Here is an 18,231-nt window from a genome sequence, read left to right on the forward strand (position 1 = left end):
CGACCATTGCATGGCTACTATTAAGGATGTTGCCCGCATGGCGGGGGTGTCGGTCGCGACCGTGTCCCGCGTCATCAATAATTCGCCCAAAGCCAGCGAGAGTTCGCGCCTCGCCGTTACCCAGGCCATGGAACAGTTGCAGTATCACCCGAACGCCAATGCCCGCGCGCTGGCGCAGCAATCCACCGAAACGCTCGGGCTGGTGGTAGGCGATGTGTCAGACCCGTTTTTTGGCGCGATGGTGAAAGCGGTCGATGAAGTCGCCGGGCAAACCGGCAACTTTCTGCTGATTGGTAACGGTTACCATAACGAGCAGAAAGAGCGTCAGGCGATTGAACAGCTGATGCGCCATCGCTGCGCCGCGCTGGTGGTGCACGCCAAGAAAATTCCCGATGACGATTTAGAGCTGCTGATGAAGCAGGTGCCGGGCATGGTGCTGCTGAACCGGCTGCTGCAGGGGTTTGAGTCACGCTGCATTGCGCTGGATGACCGCTACGGCGCCTGGCTGGCTACGCGCCACCTGATTCAGCAGGGTCATACGCAGATCGCCTTTATCTGCTCGACGCACACCATCTCTGACGCCGAAGATCGGCTGCAGGGCTACTACGATGCGCTGAAGGAGCACGGTCTGCCGTGCAACGACCGGCTGGTGGCGTGGGGAGAACCGGATGAGGTCGGTGGCGAGCAGGCAATGACGGAACTGCTCGGACGCGGCAAGCAGGTGAGCGCGGTGGCGTGCTACAACGATTCGATGGCCGCCGGTGCGCTGGCAGTGCTGAGCGATAACGGCATTCGCGTGCCGGAAGAGATGTCGCTGATTGGCTTTGATGATGTGCTGGTGTCGCGCTACGTGCGTCCGCGCCTGACCACGGTGCGCTATCCGATTGTGACCATGGCGCAGCAGGCCGCGCAGCTGGCGCTGGCGCTGGCCAACGGCACCGCGCTGCCGGAGGTGACCAATATGTTTAGCCCGACGCTGGTCAGGCGGCATTCGGTGGGTGGACCGGGTTAAACGGGGGCGGGCTTTCCCTCACCCTGACCCTCTCCCTGAGGGAGAGGGAACGTTCCAGAGCGCGGTCAGCCCTTGCGGAGAGGAACGTTCCAGAGCGCGGTCAGCCCTTGCGGAGGGGAACGTTCCAGAGCGCGCGGTCAGCCCTTGCGGCAAGGAGAGCGCGGTCAGCCCCCTCGCCCGCTTGCGGGAGAGGGTTGGGGTGAGGGCCAGCGCGCACCCAACCCACTATAAATCCTGCGAATACACCTTCACCTGCACCTCAGGAAACTCCAGCGCATCACACTGATACTGCCAGCCGAATCGCTCGTAGTAGCCGCCAAACGTCGACCACAGCCACACCGTTGCATAGCCGCGCTGGCGGGCGTAATCCAGCACGTGCTGCTGCAGGGCGGCGCTCAGCCCCTGCCCGCGCGCCGCTTCATCCACATACAGCGCGGCAACCCACGGATAGAGATCCTGACGGCTAATCAAATCACAGCGCCAGAACCCTACCGTGCCGTGCGGCACGTCATCGTCGTCCAGCGCGACAAAGGTCACCGGAAACGCGGCACCGTTCAGGCTACTGCGAACAATGCTGTCGTAAAACGCGCGCGAGGTGCCATCACCAAACGCCTGCCACAGCCAGTCGGTGATCTGGCTGGCGTGATGCGGCACGCTGCTGAGCGGCACGATGCGCATCAGTTCAGCTCCAGCGCCAGCAGTTCCTGAATGGTCTGCGCACGGCGAATCTCACGCGGCACGCCCTGCTCAAACAGTACTTCCGGGATCAGCGGACGGCTGTTGTAGTTGGAGGACATTGATGCACCGTAAGCGCCGGTATCATGGAACACCAGATAATCGCCGACCTGTGCCGCCGGCAGCGCGCGGGTTTCCACTTTGCCCCCTTCCAGCTGGGTAAACACATCTCCCGACTCACACAGCGGCCCGGCCACCACGCTCTCCACATGCGCCTCACCCGGCGCGCTGCCATCGGCAGGCAGCAGCGAAATATGGTGATAGCTGCCGTACATCGACGGACGCATCAGATCGCTGAAACCGGCATCCACCAGCACAAAGTGACGGCTGCCCATCTGCTTCACCGCCCGCACCTGCGACACCAGCACGCCCGACTCCGCCACCAGGAAACGGCCCGGCTCGATCTCCAGCTTCACCGCATGGCCGAGGTGCGCCGCGATACGCTCGCGCGCGCCGTTCCACAGGCCGTAATAGTGCTGCGTATCAATCGCCTCCTCACCAAAGCGGTAAGGAATCGACAGCCCGCCGCCCGCCGAAATGGCCTGCAGATCCTGACCAAAGGCCACCACCTGATCGACCATCGCGTCGCACACCTGCTGCAGATGGCCATAATCGACGCCGGAACCGATGTGCATATGTAAACCTACCAGCTGCAGGCCATGCTGCTGGATCGCCGTCAGCGCCAGCGGCAGATCGCTGTGCCAGATGCCGTGCTTACTGTTTTCGCCGCCGGTATTGGTTTTCTGGCTGTGACCGTGGCCAAAGCCCGGATTAATGCGCAGCCAGACGCTATGACCCGGCGAAACCGCGCCAAGCTGATGCAGCATATCCACTGAGCCGGCATTTACCGGCACCTTCAGCTCGGCGATGCGCGCCAGCGTCGGTGAGTCCAGCACATCGGCGGTGAACACAATATCCTCGCCGCCCGGCTGAAAACCGGCAGCCAGCGCACGTTCGATCTCGCCGAGCGAAACCGAATCGACCTTGACGCCGGCAGCGCGCATCAGCCGCAGAATATGAATATTCGAGCAGGCCTTTTGCGCAAAGCGCACCACGTCAAACGCGCTGAGCTGCGCAATACGCTGCTGAATGATTTCGGCATCGTAAGCCCAGAACGGGCCGCTGTAGCGCTGCGCCAGCGGCAGCAGATTTGTGGCGTTAAGCGCCGTCTGGGAATCGTTAAGTGGACGTGGCATGAGCATTCTCCTGAGTCGTTGCTGTCATTTAGCCACAGCACAGTGATGCAGAAAAATATCTGTTTAAGCGTCAGCTATGCAAATATGATATGGATGACACGGAGGCGACGATGGCAAAAATTAACTGGCGGCATATCGAAATCTTTCACGCGGTGATGACCAGCGGCAATCTGACCCAGGCCGCCACGCTGCTGCACACCTCGCAGCCAACGGTGAGCCGCGAGCTGGCGCGGCTGGAGCAGCAGCTGGGCTTACAGCTGTTTGAGCGGGTGCGCGGCCGCCTGCAGCCCACCGTGCAGGGGCTGCGGCTGTACGAAGAGGTGCAGCGCTCGTGGTACGGTCTGGATCGCATCATGGATGCCGCCGAAGGGTTGCGCAATTTCCGCCAGGGCGAGCTGTCCATCGCCTGCCTGCCGGTCTTTTCCCAGTCGCTGTTGCCGCCATTGCTGCAGCCGTTTTTACAGCGCTATCCGCAGGTGAGCCTGAATATTATTCCGCAGGAGTCGCCGCTGCTGGAGGAGTGGCTGTCGGCGCAGCGCTACGATCTCGGTCTGACCGAAACCCAGCATGCACCCGCCGGGACTGAACGCCTGGCACTGCTGACCAGTGATGAAGTGTGCGTGCTGCCGCCGCAGCATCCGCTGTGTCAGCGGGCGGTGCTGACGCCGCAGGATTTTCACGGTGAAAACTATGTCAGCCTGTCGCGCAGCGATAGCTATCGTCAGTTGCTGGATGCGCTGTTCCATGAGCAGCAGGTGGAGCGGCGGCTGGTGCTGGAGACGCACAGCGCCGCGTCGGTGTGCGCGATGGTGCGCGCCGGGGTGGGCATTTCGATTGTTAATCCGCTGACGGCGCTGGATTACGCCGACAGCGGCGTGGTGATGCGCCGCTTCAGTATTGCCGTGCCGTTCACGGTGAGCCTGGTGCGGCCACAGCATCGGCCGGCATCGGCGCTGGTCGATCACTTCTGCGACCACCTGCAGCAGCAGGTGGCCACCTTTCCGCAGCGCATCGCCCGGCGGCTGGCTTAAGCGCGCACCGTCTCGCGCTGACCGCCCGATTTGCGGAAGGTCAGCAGACAAACCACTAATCCCGCTGCCGCCAGCGCTGCCGCCGCGACCGGCACCGCCGTCAGGCCATAGCCTTTGTCGATCACAGCGCCGCCCACCCACGCACCGAGTGCGTTACCGACGTTAAAGGCCGAGATGTTGAGCGTCGACACCAGATTTGGCGCCTCTTTACCGTGGCGCACCACGTTGATTTGCAGGCCCGGCACGGTGGCGAAGGTCGCCATCGCCCACAGGAACAGGGTTACCTCTGCCAGCCACAGCGCATGGCTGGTCCAGCTGAACAGCAGCGAGAACACGGCAATCAGCGAGAAGCTGAGGATCAGGCTGAACGACACTTTCCAGTCCGCCAGTTTCCCGCCAACAATGTTACCCACCGTCAGGCCAGCACCAATCAGGAACAGCGTCCAGCTGACACCGCGATCGCTGATGCCGGTCACCTGTAACAGCAGCGGCGCAATGTAGCTGAACAGCGCAAACATCGCGGCGGCAAAACACACCGTCATCAGCAGCGACAGCCACAGTTTGCCGTTGGCCAGCGCGCTGATTTCGCTCGCCAGGTGCACCGGTTTTTCATCTTTGTTAGTCGGCAGGCTGACAATCAGCGCGATGAACGCGAGAATGCCGATAATCGCCACGCCCCAGAAGGTGGCGCGCCAGCCAAACAGCTGACCAAACCAGGTGCCGAGCGGCACGCCCAGCACGTTGGCCAGCGTCAGACCGGTAAACATCAGCGCCACCGCCGACGCCTGACGGCTCGGCGCCACCAGGCTGGCCGCGACCACTGAACCGATGCCGAAGAACGCACCGTGACACAACGCGGTAATAACGCGCGCCAGCATCAGCAGGTTATAGGTATAAGCCAGCGCACAGAGTACGTTGCCGATGATGAAGATGATCATCAGCAGAATCAGGGTACGTTTACGCGGCAGTTTCGCGGTCAGCAGCGCCATGATTGGCGCGCCGATGGCCACGCCCAGCGCATAGCCGCTGATCAGCCAGCCCGCAGAAGGAATCGACACCTGCAGGTCACCCGCCACTTCCGGCAGTAACCCCATGATGACGAACTCCGTGGTGCCGATGGCGAACGCACTCAGCGCCAGCGCCAGTAATGCAACAGGCATAACACACTCTCCCAAAATAATTTTGCAGGCGGGCCGCACGACGAACGCCGTACGGTTAAGACAGACGCGTATCCCTCCGACAGTGCGGGGATGTTTATTTTTGAACTGCGTCACAGTCTGCTATTAAAGCACAGCCTCTGACTCTCAACCACCCGGGCGGCAGCAAGGCTATTTTGTCTGCGCGGCAATAATCCCGGCGCTAAAAAGTGTCGCTAATGCATCACTGAGACAGGACGGCGATAACAGACTACGCTTGATAACAGGTTGTGATCGCTGTCACAGCGACGGCGCTTTCTGGCGTTAAATCAGGCAGTAAAGGATGGTCGCACATTGCCGATACCCCAATGGATTGCCCGGTAATGCGGCGTCAACACAACAGGGGGACAGAGTTATGCGATGGATCATCGCGCTGGCGATCGGCGGCTTAAGCGGCTGCTCGGTCGGGCACTATGAATACAGCTCAGAAGCGGCCAGGCGCGTCGATATGACCGTCACCGGCATCCCCACCGTGCTCGGCATGGGTGCGCTGGGCACCACTATCCCCCTGACGCGCGAGTACAGTCTGACGGCGGCGCACGTGGCCAAATATTCGCTGTATCGGGTGAAGGCCTGGCATCCGGAGTGCGATATCGCCGTGGTTTATCATGCGAATAAGGAAGCCAACCTGCCCCCGCAGTTCCGCAACAGCCATATCGGCGACAACGTAAATCTGTATGGGTATAGCTTTATCTCCGCGCTGCCGGTGGCATCAAGCGGCAAAAACCTGATCAATACGACGCTGAGCAATGACTGGAATAAGGCCAGCTGCGTGGTGGTGGCGGCCAATGCTGGCGTGGTGAAAGGCATGTCCGGCGGCGCGGTGTATAACGCCAGCGACGACACGCTGGCCGGGGTGATTGTCGGTTATAGCAGTCGGATTGATGATAATAAGAGCGGCAAAACGCTGTTTAAAGATGTGGCGCTGTATGTGCCTTATGCGCGGTTCCAGGCGTGGCTGGATGGGGTGGTGAAGTCTTAGGTTGGGTGCGCGCTGATGCCCTCACCCCGGCCCTCTCCCACGGGGAGAGGGAGAAAACCAGAGCTGACCTCTCCCACCGGGGAGAGGGAGAAACCAGAGCGGACCTCTGCCACAGGGAGAGGGAGAAAACCACAGCGGTCCTCTGCCACAGGGAGAGGGAGAAAACCACAGCGGCCCTCTCCCACCGGGGTACAGGCAAGTCCCCTCTCCCCATGGGAGAGGGTTAGGGTGAGGGTGAAGGCAACCTGATTACTTACCGGTCGGGCGCAGAGCCGGGAACAGGATCACGTCACGAATGGTGTGGCTGTTGGTGAACAGCATGACCAGACGGTCGATACCAATGCCCAGACCTGCAGTCGGTGGCAGACCGTGCTCCAGCGCGGTGACGTAGTCTTCGTCGTAGAACATCGCTTCGTCATCACCGGCGTCCTTCGCGTTAACCTGTTGCAGGAAACGCTCGGCCTGATCTTCCGCATCGTTCAGCTCGGAGAAGCCGTTACCGATTTCACGGCCGCCGATGAAGAACTCAAAGCGGTCGGTGATTTCCGGGTTCTCGTCATTACGACGCGCCAGCGGTGACACCTCTGCCGGATACTCGGTGATGAAAGTTGGCTGAATCAGGTGCGCTTCTGCCGTCTCTTCGAAGATCTCGGTCACCACGCGGCCCAGACCCCAGCTCTTCTCCACTTTGATGTGCAGCGCGTTGGCAATCGCCACGGCTTTATCAAAGTCATCCAGATCGGCGAGGTCCGTTTCCGGACGGTATTTCTTGATCGCTTCACGCATGGTGAGCTTCTCAAACGGCTTGCCGAAATCGAAGGTGTGCTCACCGTATGGCACTTCCGTCGTGCCCAGCACGTCCTGCGCCAGGGTGCGGAACAGGCTCTCGGTCAGTTCGATCAGATCTTTGTAATCCGCATACGCCATATAGAGTTCCATCATGGTGAACTCTGGATTATGGCGCGGCGAAATCCCTTCGTTACGGAAGTTACGGTTGATCTCAAACACGCGATCGAAACCGCCAACCACCAGACGCTTGAGGTACAGCTCCGGCGCGATACGCAGGTACATGTCGATGTCGAGCGCATTATGATGGGTGATGAACGGACGCGCGGAGGCGCCGCCCGGAATCACCTGCATCATCGGTGTTTCCACTTCCATAAAGTCGCGGTTAACCATGAACTGACGAATGCCGGCCATGATTTGTGAGCGAATTTTGAAGGTCTTACGCGAATCGTCGTTGGAGATCAGGTCAAGGTAACGCTGACGGTAACGGGTTTCCTGATCGGCGAGGCCGTGGAATTTGTCCGGCAGCGGACGCAGCGCTTTGGTCAGCAGGCGCAGCTCAGAGATGTGGATCGACAGCTCGCCGGTTTTGGTTTTGAACAGCTTACCGCGCGCGCCGAGGATATCGCCGAGATCCCATTTTTTGAACTGCTCGTTGTAGACGCCTTCCGGCAGATCGTCACGGGAAACGTAGATCTGGATCTGACCGCCCACATCCTGCAGGGTGGCGAACGACGCCTTACCCATGATGCGGCGGGTCATCATACGACCGGCTACGCTCACCTCAACGCCGAGCGCTTCCAGCTCGTCGTTCTCTTTGCTGTCATAGTCGGCATGCAGACGATCGGAGGTGGTGTCACGGCGGAAATCGTTAGGAAACGCCACGCCCTTTTCACGCAGCGCGCTGAGTTTTTCGCGACGCGCTTTCAGTTCGTTGTTTAACTCAAGGGCGGCATCAGCGCTCTGCGGTTGTTGTTCAGACATGTCGGTTCCTTATAGCCCTGCTTTTAAACTTGCTTCAATAAAACGGTCAAGATCGCCATCCAGTACGGCCTGGGTGTTACGCGTTTCTACGCTGGTACGCAGATCCTTGATGCGCGAATCGTCAAGAACGTATGAACGGATCTGGCTGCCCCAGCCGATGTCCGACTTGTTCTCTTCCGCCGCCTGCTTGTCGGCATTCTTCTTCTGCATTTCGTATTCATACAGCTTGGCACGCAGCTGTTTGAAGGCCTGATCTTTGTTCTTATGCTGCGAGCGGTCGTTCTGGCACTGCACCACAATGTTGGTCGGCAGGTGAGTAATACGCACCGCTGACTCGGTTTTGTTAACGTGCTGACCACCGGCACCCGAGGCGCGATAGACGTCGATACGCAGGTCGGCCGGGTTGATTTCGATGTCGATGTTGTCATCCACTTCCGGGTAAATAAATACTGAACTGAATGAGGTGTGACGACGACCGCCGGAGTCGAACGGGCTCTTACGCACCAGACGATGAACGCCGGTTTCGGTACGCAGCCAGCCGTAAGCGTAATCACCGATGATTTTGATGGTGGCTGATTTGGTACCGGCCACTTCGCCTTCGGACTCTTCGATGATCTCGGTTTTGAAGCCTTTGGCTTCCGCCCAGCGCAGATACATGCGCAGCAGCATGCTGGCCCAGTCCTGCGCTTCGGTGCCGCCGGAGCCGGCCTGAATATCCATGTAGCAGTCGGCGCTGTCGTATTCGCCGGAGAACATACGGCGGAACTCCAGTTCACCCAGCTTCACGTCCAGCGCGTCCAGCTCGACTACGGCTTCGTTAAAAGTCTCTTCGTCGTCGGCTTCAACCGCCAGCTCCAGCAGACCCTGCACGTCTTCCAGCCCTTGCTGCATCTGGTCGAGCGTTTCAACTACCGCTTCCAGCGAGGCGCGCTCTTTGCCCAGCGCCTGCGCGCGTTCAGGTTCGTTCCAGACGTCCGGCTGTTCCAGCTCGGCGTTTACTTCTTCGAGGCGTTCTTTCTTGGCATCGTAGTCAAAGATACCCCCTAAGAACGCTGCTGCGCTCGCTGAGGTCCTGGATACGATTTTTGACCGGATTAATTTCAAACATGGCTTTTCAGTCTTTTTTGACGATTCGGTGAGAGGAGATAAAAGTAACGAGCTAGTTTACCCGAAAGCGCGCCTGGTTTGTAGCTTTGCACATCAATGGCTATACCGCGTATGAACCGGCAGAAAATAATTGCGCCAGTTCTGGAAACCAGCAGGTATGGCGGTTGCCAGAAATCCCGCTGTCACTCGCCACCTACGCGGTGTGTCTTCAGAATTTTCCTACATAATCACGGCAATAAACGCCAGCTGGCGTCATTAAAACCCATGATTTCTCAGACAAAATCATTAAAACTCCACCATCAGAAATGTCTGGTTCGAAGCGTGATATAGCGTGATTAGCCTGCGCAATGCTGCGCTGTCCTGGCCATCAACCGGCCAGTGCGCACCTTATCCTTTCTGCACCCTGACGGAATCTCAGGGGTTCGTGCTTCATCTATTGCGTTCTGTCTGTCAGCCACGTTGCTCAGGAGTATTCGTGACAGGGAAAGACTGCATTCAGGCCCGTTAACGTGAACGGGCGACAACATGCCCTGAGAGGCATGAGGAGTTGCCATGCATTATCCTGTTGTTACTTTTCGATCCTCACCGCGCCTGCTGGCGCTGATCATCCCGTTTCTGCTGAGCGCCTGTGGTGGCGGCGGCGGTGGTAGCGGCGGCGGCAGCACCCTGACCCCGGTCACGCCGGTCGTTGAACCTGCGGTGCCGGCCACGGCCGCCAGCAATAAAGTAGGCATCATTGACTCTGGTCTGGCCCCGGGCCGCAGCGAAATTAATTACGCCAACGTGAATTTCTCCAGTTATGTCGACAGCAACACCGCGCTGAATGACAACATGGGGATCAACGGGCACGGCACGCTGGTGGCGATGACGCTGCTGGGGCTGTCGCCTGACAGCGCGCTGTATGTGGCGCAGGCGTCACAAAATAATATTTTCAGCTACGACAATACTGCGCGCGCCGTGCAGGGCTTAGTGGCGCAGGGCGTGCGCATCTTCAATATGTCCTACGGTTCGCAGGAGCGCCTCACCAGCCAGCAGGCGTTAACCGATGCGCGCCAGCGCTATCAGTCGCTGTATCAGGGGCTCAACGCGGTGGCTGCGGCAGATGGGCTGGCGGTGATGATCACCGGCAACAACAGCGGCGCCACGCCGGCACCGGACGTGCTGACACCGCTGATGTATAACGACCCGCAGCTGGCGCGTAATCTGCTGGCGGTGACCGGTATCCTGAGTCATACCGGTTATGACCTGCCAGGCCGCGCAGCCGGCACCGGACCGTTTGACGCCTGCGGCGCGGCCGCCGCGTGGTGCCTGACCGCGCCGGGCTATACCGATTACCTGTATCAAAACTCCGACGGCAGTTGGGTGCAGGCGCGCAGCTACGGCACCTCGTTTGCCGCACCGCGCGTGACGGCCGCGGCCTCGCAGCTGCTGCAGCGTTTCCCGTGGATGAGCGGCCATAACCTGCAGCAAACCCTGCTGACCACCGCCACCTACCGCAGTGATGCGCACGATAACGTCGCCGACAGCGCGAACGGGCGGCCATACAATGAGACGTTCGGCTGGGGCGATCTTAACGCCGCCAAAGCCTTAAACGGGCCGGGACAATTCTGGGCAGAGGACTTCAGTGCGCGCCTCGACGGCGGCCAGTATGTGTTCAGCAATGACATCAGCGGCGATCGTGGGCTGGTGCTGGACGGCAGCGAACGCGGCGGTACGCTTCAGCTGACCGGCAACAACAGCTATCAGGGCCTGACGCAGGTCTCCGCCAATAGCCTGCTGATTGACGGTGCGATTGCCGGCAACGCGCTGGTGAACGGCAGCGGCAAACTGGGTGGCAGCGGACGCATCGGCGGCAATCTGGTCAACCAGGGATCGGTTAACGGCGGCCTGCAGGTGGCGGGCAACTATCAGCAAAGCGCCGACGGTACGCTCAACGTCACGCTGAACAATCCGCTGCGCGTGACCGGCAACGCGGCGCTCAACGGCACGCTAAACCTGGCGCCGCCCTCCGCCAGCTACGTGGTGAAACAGCAGGAAACGCTGCTGACCAGCGGCGGCGGCGTGAGCGGTCAGTTTAGCCAGGTCAATACCGGCGTATTTCTCGACGGTTCCGTCAGCTATGACGCCCACAGCGTTACCGGCCAGCTAACGCGCAAGAACACCGCCGCAGCGGCACAGGCGATGGGAATCGATAGCACCAGCGCGCAGCAAACCGGCCGCAACCTGGAGCAGGCGTTTGAGCTGGCGGACCGCTGGCAGGGTCAGGCGACGCTGAGCAGTGCGCAGCAGTCAGCGCTGGCGGCCGCAGGCGCCTTCCAGACGCTGGCGGACACCCGCAGCGCACAGGCGGCAATCAACTCCCTGTCCGGCCAGGCGCATGCCTCCGGCAATGCGGTGCTGTTCAACGCGCTTGATTATCAGACGCGCCTGCTCAACAACCGCATCGATGATGCCAGCGAACAGGGGCGCTTCGGCTTCTGGCTGGAGAGCGGTCAGCTGCGCGGCTCGCTCGATCAGGACGGCTATCTCGGCAACCGCTATCGCAATACCCTGACCGCGCTGGGTGCCGACAGCGATTTTGGCCTGCCCGGCCTGCGCCTCGGCATCGCCTGGACGCACACTCAGCTTGATGCCACCTATGACGACACCGGCGGCAACAGCCAGAACAGCCTGCAGGGCGTAATGCTGTATGGGCGCTATGCGGTGACGCCAGCCTGGTACTGGCAGGCCAATCTCAGCTATCAGCATGGACGCGACAAACTGCAGCGCCTGGTGCTGCTGGACGAGGCCGCGCCGGTCTCCTCTTCCGCCCGCACTGACAGCTGGCAGGCAGCGTTACAGAGCGGCTATCGCTGGACGCTACAGGAGGATTATCGCATTGAGCCCTATCTCGGCTGGCGTGAAACCGGCCTGCAAACCGGCAGCTTCAGCGACAGCGGCAGCGCGTTTGGTCTGCAGGGCGACGGCGACAGCTATCGCCGCAGCGTCGGTTACGGTGGCCTGAATCTCAGCGCGCGCCAGGACTGGTCGGCGGGCTGGTGGAGCATGCTGAGCCTGTATGGCGAATACCAGTACGCGTTCAGCAATCCGTCGATGGACGTCAGCGCGCGCTGGAGCGGCTTCGGCAGTGGTCAGCAGAGCTTCACCATCCCGGGTATGCAGCTCGATCGCCGCTCGCAGTGGTTTGGTGCGCGGGTTGATCTGGTGCAGTCGGCACGCGCGCGGCTGTTCCTGCGTGCCGACCGCCACGTGGCCGATCGCGGCGATGAGAAGGTGCTGCGCGGCGGTGTCGACGTCACGTTCTAAAGGTTACGACTGCGGCCAGATATGGTCGATGATCAGCTGTACCGAGCGGTTGCCGCGGTATTCGTTGATATCCAGCTTGTAGGCCAGCTGCACCTGACGCACGCTGCTGTCTGGCCACAGGCTGGTGTCGACGTTAAAAGCGATACCATCCAGTAACGGGCCGCCGCCCAGCGGCTCGACCATCACCTTAAGGTGACGCTCGCCCACCAGACGCTGCTGCAACAGCTTAAACTGACCGTCGAACACCGGCTCCGGAAACGCCTGGCCCCAGGGGCCGGCTTCCCGCAGCATTTCCGCGGTGTGCAGGGTAAACTCCTGCGCATGCAGTTCGCCATCGGACCACATCACGCCCTGCAGCGCCTCGCCTTCCAGCCATTCGTCGATCAGCGCGGCAAAGCGCTGGCGGAACTCATCGTACTTCGCCTCTTCCAGCGACAGCCCCGCCGCCATGGCGTGCCCGCCAAATTTGATGATCAGCCCAGGATAGAGCGTGTCGATACGTTCCAGCGCGTCGCGCAGGTGCAGCCCGGCAATCGAACGGCCAGAGCCCTTCAGCGTGCCGTCACCGGCGGGCGCGAAGGCGATGACCGGACGGTGGAAGCGCTCTTTCAGGCGTGACGCGAGGATGCCAACCACGCCCTGATGCCACTCCGGGTGATAAAACGCCAGCCCGAGCGGCAGATCGCGATGCTGGCGCTCCAGCTCATCGCACAGCGCCAGCGCCTCGCTCTTCATGCCCTGCTCAATCTCTTTGCGCGTCTGATTAAGCGCATCAAGTTCGCTGGCCAGCATGCGCGCCTGGGCAATATCTTCCGTCAGCAGCAGCGCAACGCCAACCGACATATCGTCCAGCCGGCCGGCAGCATTGAGGCGTGGCCCGACGGCAAAACCGAGGTCGCTCGCCGCCAGCTGACGCGCATCGCGGTTGGCAATCTCCAGCAGCGCGCGGATGCCGGCACGGCATTTCCCGGCGCGGATGCGGCTCAGCCCCTGCCACACCAGAATGCGGTTGTTGGCATCCAGCGGCACCACGTCGGCCACGGTACCGAGCGCCACCAGATCCAGCAGTTCAGCCAGATTGGGTTCACTGTGTCCGTCGCTGAACCAGCTATGCTGACGCAGATGAGCACGCAGCGCCAGCATCAGATAAAACGCCACGCCGACGCCTGCCAGCGAACGTGACGGGAATGCGCTGTCGCTCAGGTTAGGGTTAACGATGGCCTCTGCCGCCGGCAGCGTTTCGCCCGGCAGGTGGTGATCGGTGATCAGTACCGGAATACCGTGCTGGTGCGCGGTGTCGACGCCCGCGTGCGACGAAATTCCGTTATCCACGGTGAGGATCAGCTCGGCGCCGCGCGCGCGCGCCTGCTCCACCACTTCCGGGCTCAGGCCATAGCCGTCTTCAAAGCGGTTCGGCACCAGATAATCGACGTTGCCGCCCATGCTGCGCAGCGCCAGTACGGTGAGCGCAGTGCTGGTGGCACCATCGGCATCGAAATCGCCCACCACCACGATACGGCGTTGCTGCTGCAGCATCTGGTGCAGCAGCGTCACGGCGCGCTCAATGCCGCCAAGGCTTTGCCACGGCAGCAGGAATTTCGCGCCACGTTCCAGTTCGACGGCGTCTTTGACACCGCGCTGCAGGTAGAGACGACGCAGCAGCGGCGGTAGATCATCGGGTAACTGCGCGTCGGCCTGGGCTTCACGCCGACGCAATTCTACAGAGTGCATCACTGTGTCTTAACCACCACGCTTCTGGCCGTCCAGTACCTGCTTCAGCTCCTGCGGTCCCTGGTAGCCAGGAATCATCATGCCGCTGTCGGTGAGGATGGCGGGCGTGCCCTGAATACCAAACAGAATGCCCAGCTTGTAGTGCTGGTCGAGATTGATTTTGCAGCTCGCCGGCGCATCCATTTGCGGTGCATCGCCTTTCATTGCGGCATCAAACGCCTTGTTGCGATCGGCGCTGCACCAGATGGCGGTCATGGCTTTCTCCACCTGGCCGTGCAGGCCTTCACGCGGGAACGCCAGATAGCGCACGGTGATGCCCAGCGCGTTGTAGTCAGCCATCTGCTCGTGCAGCTTGCGGCAGTAGCCGCAGGTGATGTCGGTGAACACGGTAATCACGTGCTGCTCTTTCGGCGCTTTGTAGACAATCATTTCCGGTGCCAGCGCGGCGACTTTTTTCTCCAGCAGCTGATTGGTGACATTCACCGGCTGCGCGCCGCTGACATCGTACAGCGGGCCCTGAATCATGTGCTTGCCGTCTTCGGTGACGTACAGCACGCCGCTTTCGGTCATCACCGTTTTGATACCCGGCAGCGGCGACGGCTGGATTTCCGCCTGCTGCATACCCAGTTTTTTCAGTGATTGCTGAATCGCGCTGTCATCGGCATGGGCCAGCGCAGAAAAGGCGCTGACCAGCAGAGCCAGCGTCGTAACGGTTTTTTTCATCTCAAATCCTTGTTGCCGCTGCTCAGGCGCGCGGATGATGCTGTTGATGTAACTGACGCAGGCGCTCGGTCGCCACGTGCGTGTAAATCTGGGTGGTCGACAGGTCGCTGTGCCCCAGCAACATCTGTACGACGCGTAAATCGGCACCATGGTTCAGTAAATGTGTGGCAAATGCGTGGCGCAGCACGTGCGGTGACAGCTTTTCGCTGTCGATGCCGGCAAGGGTGGCATAGTGTTTGATGCGATGCCAGAAGGTCTGGCGTGTCATCTGCTGCGCGCGGTTGCTGGGGAACAGCACGTCAATGGTCTGTCCGTTCAGCAGCCAGGGCCGCCCGTGTTCCATATAGTGCTCCAGCCAGTAAATGGCTTCTTCACCTAATGGCACCAGCCGCTCTTTATTGCCTTTACCGATGACGCGCACCACGCCCTGACGCAGGCTGACATCACTCAACGTCAGACCGACCAGCTCAGAGACGCGCAGCCCGGTAGCGTACAGCAGCTCCAGCATCGCTTTGTCACGCAGTTCGAGCGGTATGTCCGTCGCCGGCGCCTGTAACAGGCGCTCGACCTGATTTTCTGACAGGTCTTTTGGCAGGCGCTGCGGCAATTTCGGCGCTGATAACAGCGCGCTGGGATCGTCACTGCGCAGCTTTTCGCGGTACAGATACTGAAACAGACGGCGCATTGCGCTCAGGGTACGCGCTGAGCTGGTGGCTTTGTAACCGCCCTCAATCCGCTCAGCCAGAAACTGCTGTAAATCAGCGGCTTCCAGCGTCAGCAGCGTGCGCTCATGGTGGTGCAGCCAGGCAGTGAGCGTCTGCAAATCCTGACGATAGGACGCCAGCGTGTTCTGCGCCAGGTTGCGCTCAATCCAGAGCGCGTCGAGAAACTGTTCTATCAGATCGCTGTCCTGCACTGTTGCCCCTCGCCGTGTGAAATCGTGCTCATTATGCCTGAAACTGGCCTGCTTCTGGTACAATTGCGCCAGAGTGAGTTTCAGTCAGAGCATTAATTGCATGAATATCGGTCTGTTTTACGGTTCCAGTACCTGTTACACCGAGATGACGGCGGAGAAAATCCGCGACTTTATCGGTGAAGAATTAGTCACACTGCATAACCTGAAAGATGACGATCCGTCGCTGATGGAGCAGTACGATTTACTGATTCTCGGTATTCCGACCTGGGATTTCGGCGAACTGCAGGAGGACTGGGAAGCGGTGTGGCAACAGCTGCCGGCGCTCAACCTGCAGGGCAAAATTGTGGCGCTGTACGGAATGGGCGACCAGGTCGAGTACAGCGAATGGTTCCTTGATGCGCTGGGTATGCTGCACGAACTGCTGCTGCCGATGGGCGTGCAGTTTGTCGGTTACTGGCCGCTCGACGGCTACCAGTTCACCAGTAAAAAACCACTGACCGCCGATGGTCAGCAGTTTGTCGGTCTGGCGCTCGACGACGTTAATCAGTTTGAGCTGAGCGAAGAGCGCGTCGAGCAGTGGTGCGAACAGATTCTGACCGAAACCGCCGCGCTGCTTTAATGCGGCGTCGCGCCATCCAGCAAAAAACAGCGGGCGCGTAACGCGCGCCACGCGTCGGGCGGCATGCTGTCGTGCAGCAGCCACAGCCGCCAGCGCTGCCCGCGCCGGTTACGCAGCACCAGCAACACGCCCCACGGTAGCCAGTCCGGCGTCCGTTGCGCCTGCCAGCGCTCACCGCGCCAGTACCAGTCACCCTTGTCATCCAGCATGAGCGCTCCGCAGCGCTGCTGCAGGCGACGCGCGTTACGCCAGTACTGCAGTGTCAGCAGAATCACTACCGCGATCTGAACCCAGGCCCAGCCCGCCGGCCAGCGACAGCTCAGCAACAGCGCGCCACCCAGCCCGAACAGCGTCACATTCAGCACACGCGCGCTGCGTGACGCGCGCAGATCACATTGCCACCGGCCCGCGTTCACGGTTGCGCTGCTGAATCAGTTTCACCATGCGTTTGAACTCGGGATCGGCCGGTTCGCCGTGGTTCATCATCCAGTTAAACAGGTCCGGATCGTCGCTCTTCAGCAGCGCGACAAACACCTGCTTGTCGCTGTCGCTCAGCGAATCATACTCATATTTAAAGAACGGCATGATCGAGACATCCAGCTCCAGCATGCCGCGACGGCATGCCCACTGGACGCGCGCTTTGTCATGAATATCCATGTGTCTTCTTCCACAGCTGATAACAGTGGCGCTCAGTGTACCTGCTTTTTCGCCGCGCTGCAGGCGTGCAACCAGACGCTGCGCGCGATGACGCACAGCAATGCCACCGGTTACAGGGTTATCACGCGATTTGTGCGCCAGATTCCGCAAACAGGTTGCAATGGCGCACTGCTCTTTTAACATTGGTAAGCATATTACTGGATAAACCTTATTGATCAGGACGGACTCATGCCGATTTTCACCCTTCCGCCTCGCCAGCCCGCTGCGGCGTCGCGCCTGCCTTTAACGCTGATGTCGCTCGACGAGTGGGCGCTGGTGTCGGTGCAGGGCAAAGACAGCACCTCTTATCTGCAGGGTCAGCTGACGCTGGACGTGGCGGCGCTGGACGCAGTGCAGCATCGCCCGGCAGCGCACTGTGATGCCAAAGGCAAAATGTGGAGCAATCTGCGTCTGTTCCATCGTGGAGAAGGTTATGCCTATGTTGTGCGGCGCAATCTGCGCGAGCAGCAGGTGACCGAACTGAAGAAGTATGCGGTGTTCGCCAAAGTGACCATTGCGGCCGATGATGACGCAGTCCTGCTCGGCGTTGCCGGTTTTCAGGCGCGCGCCGCGCTGGCTAACGTTTTCGCCACGCTGCCGGATGCCACAACCCCAGTGGTACAGCAGGATGACACCACCCTGCTGTGGTTCGCCGAGCCAGCCGAGCGTTTTCTGCTGATCACCACGCCGGCGCAGGCCGAAGCGCTGCAGCAGAAGCTGGCCGGGGAAGCGCAGCTGAATGACAGCACGCAGTGGCTGGCGCTGGATATTGCGGCGGGCGTGCCGGTGATCGACAGCGCCACCACGGCGCAGCTGATTCCGCAAGCCACCAACCTGCAGGCGCTGGATGCCATCAGCTTTAAAAAAGGCTGTTATACCGGCCAGGAGATGGTGGCGCGCGCCAAATTCCGCGGCGCCAATAAACGTGCGCTCTACTGGCTGGCGGGCAGCGCCAGCAAAATACCGGACGCAGCCAGTTCGCTGGAGTTGCAGATGGGCGACAAATGGCGTCGCACCGGCACGGTGCTGAGCGGCGTACAGCTGGATGATGGCAGCGTGTGGGTGCAGGCGGTGCTGAACAACGATCTGGAGCCGGATAGCGTGCTGCGCGTTGAAGGCGATGAAAACGGTAAGCTGACCATTCAGCCGCTGCCCTATTCGCTGGAAGAGTAACGGTTACGGCTGGTATGCCGCAGGGTCGCCATCAGTGG

16 protein-coding genes are annotated in these 18,231 nt (G+C 60.6%); 6 read left to right on the forward strand and 10 right to left on the reverse strand.

Annotated features, from left to right (window positions below):
• Nucleotides 1–10 precede the first annotated feature (10 nt).
• Nucleotides 11–1,012 carry an HTH-type transcriptional regulator GalR gene (galR, locus tag C1Y42_RS12915; protein WP_031279486.1) on the forward strand — a complete coding sequence of 334 codons (1,002 nt, stop codon included), beginning with the start codon at nt 11–13 and terminating at the stop codon, nt 1,010–1,012.
• A 225-nt stretch (nt 1,013–1,237) separates the two neighbouring features.
• Here the strand turns inward: galR and C1Y42_RS12920 are convergent, their stop codons facing one another.
• Both C1Y42_RS12920 and lysA read right to left on the reverse strand, forming a co-directional pair.
• On the reverse strand, nt 1,238–1,690 hold the full coding sequence (locus tag C1Y42_RS12920; RefSeq protein WP_058757074.1) for a GNAT family N-acetyltransferase: 453 nt from the start codon (nt 1,688–1,690) through the stop codon (nt 1,238–1,240).
• Complete coding sequence (gene lysA / locus C1Y42_RS12925; protein ID WP_104093668.1) at nt 1,690–2,943, reverse strand: diaminopimelate decarboxylase; 1,254 nt, start codon at nt 2,941–2,943, stop codon at nt 1,690–1,692. The genes C1Y42_RS12920 and lysA overlap by 1 nt, the downstream gene beginning before the upstream one ends.
• A 110-nt stretch (nt 2,944–3,053) precedes the next feature.
• Between lysA and C1Y42_RS12930 the strand changes: the two genes are divergently transcribed.
• On the forward strand, nt 3,054–3,974 hold the full coding sequence (locus tag C1Y42_RS12930; protein WP_058771565.1) for a LysR family transcriptional regulator: 921 nt from the start codon (nt 3,054–3,056) through the stop codon (nt 3,972–3,974).
• Here the strand turns inward: C1Y42_RS12930 and C1Y42_RS12935 are convergent.
• Nucleotides 3,971–5,134, reverse strand: a complete 1,164-nt coding sequence (locus tag C1Y42_RS12935; protein WP_059012302.1) for an MFS transporter — start codon at nt 5,132–5,134, stop codon at nt 3,971–3,973. The genes C1Y42_RS12930 and C1Y42_RS12935 overlap by 4 nt on opposite strands.
• A 391-nt stretch (nt 5,135–5,525) precedes the next feature.
• Here C1Y42_RS12935 and C1Y42_RS12940 point away from each other — a divergent pair, with 391 nt between their 5' ends.
• Nucleotides 5,526–6,152, forward strand: coding sequence for a hypothetical protein (locus tag C1Y42_RS12940; protein ID WP_021506683.1), 627 nt, complete (start codon nt 5,526–5,528; stop codon nt 6,150–6,152).
• Nucleotides 6,153–6,401: 249 nt separating this feature from the next.
• Here C1Y42_RS12940 and lysS read toward each other — a convergent pair whose 3' ends face one another.
• Together lysS and prfB are read right to left on the reverse strand one after the other, a co-directional pair.
• Complete coding sequence (gene lysS / locus C1Y42_RS12950) at nt 6,402–7,922, reverse strand: lysine--tRNA ligase (RefSeq protein ID WP_021506681.1); 1,521 nt, start codon at nt 7,920–7,922, stop codon at nt 6,402–6,404.
• 9 nt (nt 7,923–7,931) lie between these two features.
• A protein-coding gene (gene prfB / locus C1Y42_RS12955; protein WP_104093670.1) for a peptide chain release factor 2 occupies nt 7,932–9,030 on the reverse strand; the annotation gives its coding sequence in 2 pieces (ribosomal slippage) (nt 7,932–8,954 and nt 8,956–9,030; 1,098 coding nt in all).
• 551 nt (nt 9,031–9,581) lie between these two features.
• Between prfB and C1Y42_RS12960 the strand changes: the two genes are divergently transcribed.
• Complete coding sequence (locus C1Y42_RS12960; protein ID WP_104093671.1) at nt 9,582–12,335, forward strand: autotransporter domain-containing protein; 2,754 nt, start codon at nt 9,582–9,584, stop codon at nt 12,333–12,335.
• Between the two features lie 3 nt (nt 12,336–12,338).
• Here C1Y42_RS12960 and recJ read toward each other — a convergent pair whose 3' ends face one another.
• From recJ to xerD, 3 genes are read right to left on the reverse strand one after another with little or no spacing between them, the layout of a single operon-like run.
• On the reverse strand, nt 12,339–14,066 hold the full coding sequence (gene recJ / locus C1Y42_RS12965; protein WP_104093672.1) for a single-stranded-DNA-specific exonuclease RecJ: 1,728 nt from the start codon (nt 14,064–14,066) through the stop codon (nt 12,339–12,341).
• Between the two features lie 9 nt (nt 14,067–14,075).
• Nucleotides 14,076–14,789 carry a bifunctional protein-disulfide isomerase/oxidoreductase DsbC gene (gene dsbC / locus C1Y42_RS12970; protein WP_021506677.1) on the reverse strand — a complete coding sequence of 238 codons (714 nt, stop codon included), beginning with the start codon at nt 14,787–14,789 and terminating at the stop codon, nt 14,076–14,078.
• Nucleotides 14,790–14,811: 22 nt separating this feature from the next.
• A complete protein-coding gene (xerD, locus tag C1Y42_RS12975; protein WP_058757089.1) occupies nt 14,812–15,705 on the reverse strand; it encodes a site-specific tyrosine recombinase XerD in 894 nt (297 codons plus the stop codon).
• A gap of 100 nt (nt 15,706–15,805) precedes the next feature.
• On the opposite strand from xerD, the gene fldB reads away from it, so the two are divergent.
• Complete coding sequence (gene fldB / locus C1Y42_RS12980) at nt 15,806–16,324, forward strand: flavodoxin FldB (protein WP_010616927.1); 519 nt, start codon at nt 15,806–15,808, stop codon at nt 16,322–16,324.
• On the opposite strand, the gene C1Y42_RS12985 is transcribed toward fldB, so the two are convergent.
• Both C1Y42_RS12985 and sdhE read right to left on the reverse strand, forming a co-directional pair.
• Entirely contained in the window at nt 16,321–16,689 is a 369-nt protein-coding gene (locus tag C1Y42_RS12985; protein ID WP_233210720.1) for a protein YgfX, read from the reverse strand. The two genes, fldB and C1Y42_RS12985, sit on opposite strands and share 4 nt — an antisense overlap.
• 25 nt (nt 16,690–16,714) lie before the next feature.
• Nucleotides 16,715–16,981: an FAD assembly factor SdhE gene (sdhE, locus tag C1Y42_RS12990; protein WP_010616925.1), complete on the reverse strand. Its 267-nt coding sequence runs from the start codon at nt 16,979–16,981 to the stop codon at nt 16,715–16,717.
• 228 nt (nt 16,982–17,209) lie between these two features.
• Between sdhE and ygfZ the strand changes: the two genes are divergently transcribed.
• A complete protein-coding gene (gene ygfZ, locus C1Y42_RS12995; RefSeq protein ID WP_104093673.1) occupies nt 17,210–18,193 on the forward strand; it encodes a tRNA-modifying protein YgfZ in 984 nt (327 codons plus the stop codon).
• Nucleotides 18,194–18,231 lie beyond the last annotated feature (38 nt).

The sequence above is a fragment of the Pantoea sp. ICBG 985 genome (assembly GCF_002928365.1).
In the GTDB taxonomy this organism is placed as follows: domain Bacteria; phylum Pseudomonadota; class Gammaproteobacteria; order Enterobacterales; family Enterobacteriaceae; genus Pantoea; species Pantoea dispersa.

What these genes read in the sequence shown, in the direction of transcription:
- C1Y42_RS12940 (WP_021506683.1), top strand. Translation starts at nt 5,526, where the DNA reads ATGCGATGGATCATCGCGCTGGCGATCGGCGGCTTAAGCGGCTGCTCG.
- C1Y42_RS12935 (WP_059012302.1), bottom strand. Translation starts at nt 5,134, where the DNA reads ATGCCTGTTGCATTACTGGCGCTGGCGCTGAGTGCGTTCGCCATCGGC.
- C1Y42_RS12930 (WP_058771565.1), top strand. Translation starts at nt 3,054, where the DNA reads ATGGCAAAAATTAACTGGCGGCATATCGAAATCTTTCACGCGGTGATG.
- fldB (WP_010616927.1), top strand. Translation starts at nt 15,806, where the DNA reads ATGAATATCGGTCTGTTTTACGGTTCCAGTACCTGTTACACCGAGATG.
- C1Y42_RS12920 (WP_058757074.1), bottom strand. Translation starts at nt 1,690, where the DNA reads ATGCGCATCGTGCCGCTCAGCAGCGTGCCGCATCACGCCAGCCAGATC.
- lysA (WP_104093668.1), bottom strand. Translation starts at nt 2,943, where the DNA reads ATGCCACGTCCACTTAACGATTCCCAGACGGCGCTTAACGCCACAAAT.
- sdhE (WP_010616925.1), bottom strand. Translation starts at nt 16,981, where the DNA reads ATGGATATTCATGACAAAGCGCGCGTCCAGTGGGCATGCCGTCGCGGC.
- C1Y42_RS12960 (WP_104093671.1), top strand. Translation starts at nt 9,582, where the DNA reads ATGCATTATCCTGTTGTTACTTTTCGATCCTCACCGCGCCTGCTGGCG.
- dsbC (WP_021506677.1), bottom strand. Translation starts at nt 14,789, where the DNA reads ATGAAAAAAACCGTTACGACGCTGGCTCTGCTGGTCAGCGCCTTTTCT.
- ygfZ (WP_104093673.1), top strand. Translation starts at nt 17,210, where the DNA reads ATGCCGATTTTCACCCTTCCGCCTCGCCAGCCCGCTGCGGCGTCGCGC.
- lysS (WP_021506681.1), bottom strand. Translation starts at nt 7,922, where the DNA reads ATGTCTGAACAACAACCGCAGAGCGCTGATGCCGCCCTTGAGTTAAAC.
- recJ (WP_104093672.1), bottom strand. Translation starts at nt 14,066, where the DNA reads ATGCACTCTGTAGAATTGCGTCGGCGTGAAGCCCAGGCCGACGCGCAG.
- galR (WP_031279486.1), top strand. Translation starts at nt 11, where the DNA reads ATGGCTACTATTAAGGATGTTGCCCGCATGGCGGGGGTGTCGGTCGCG.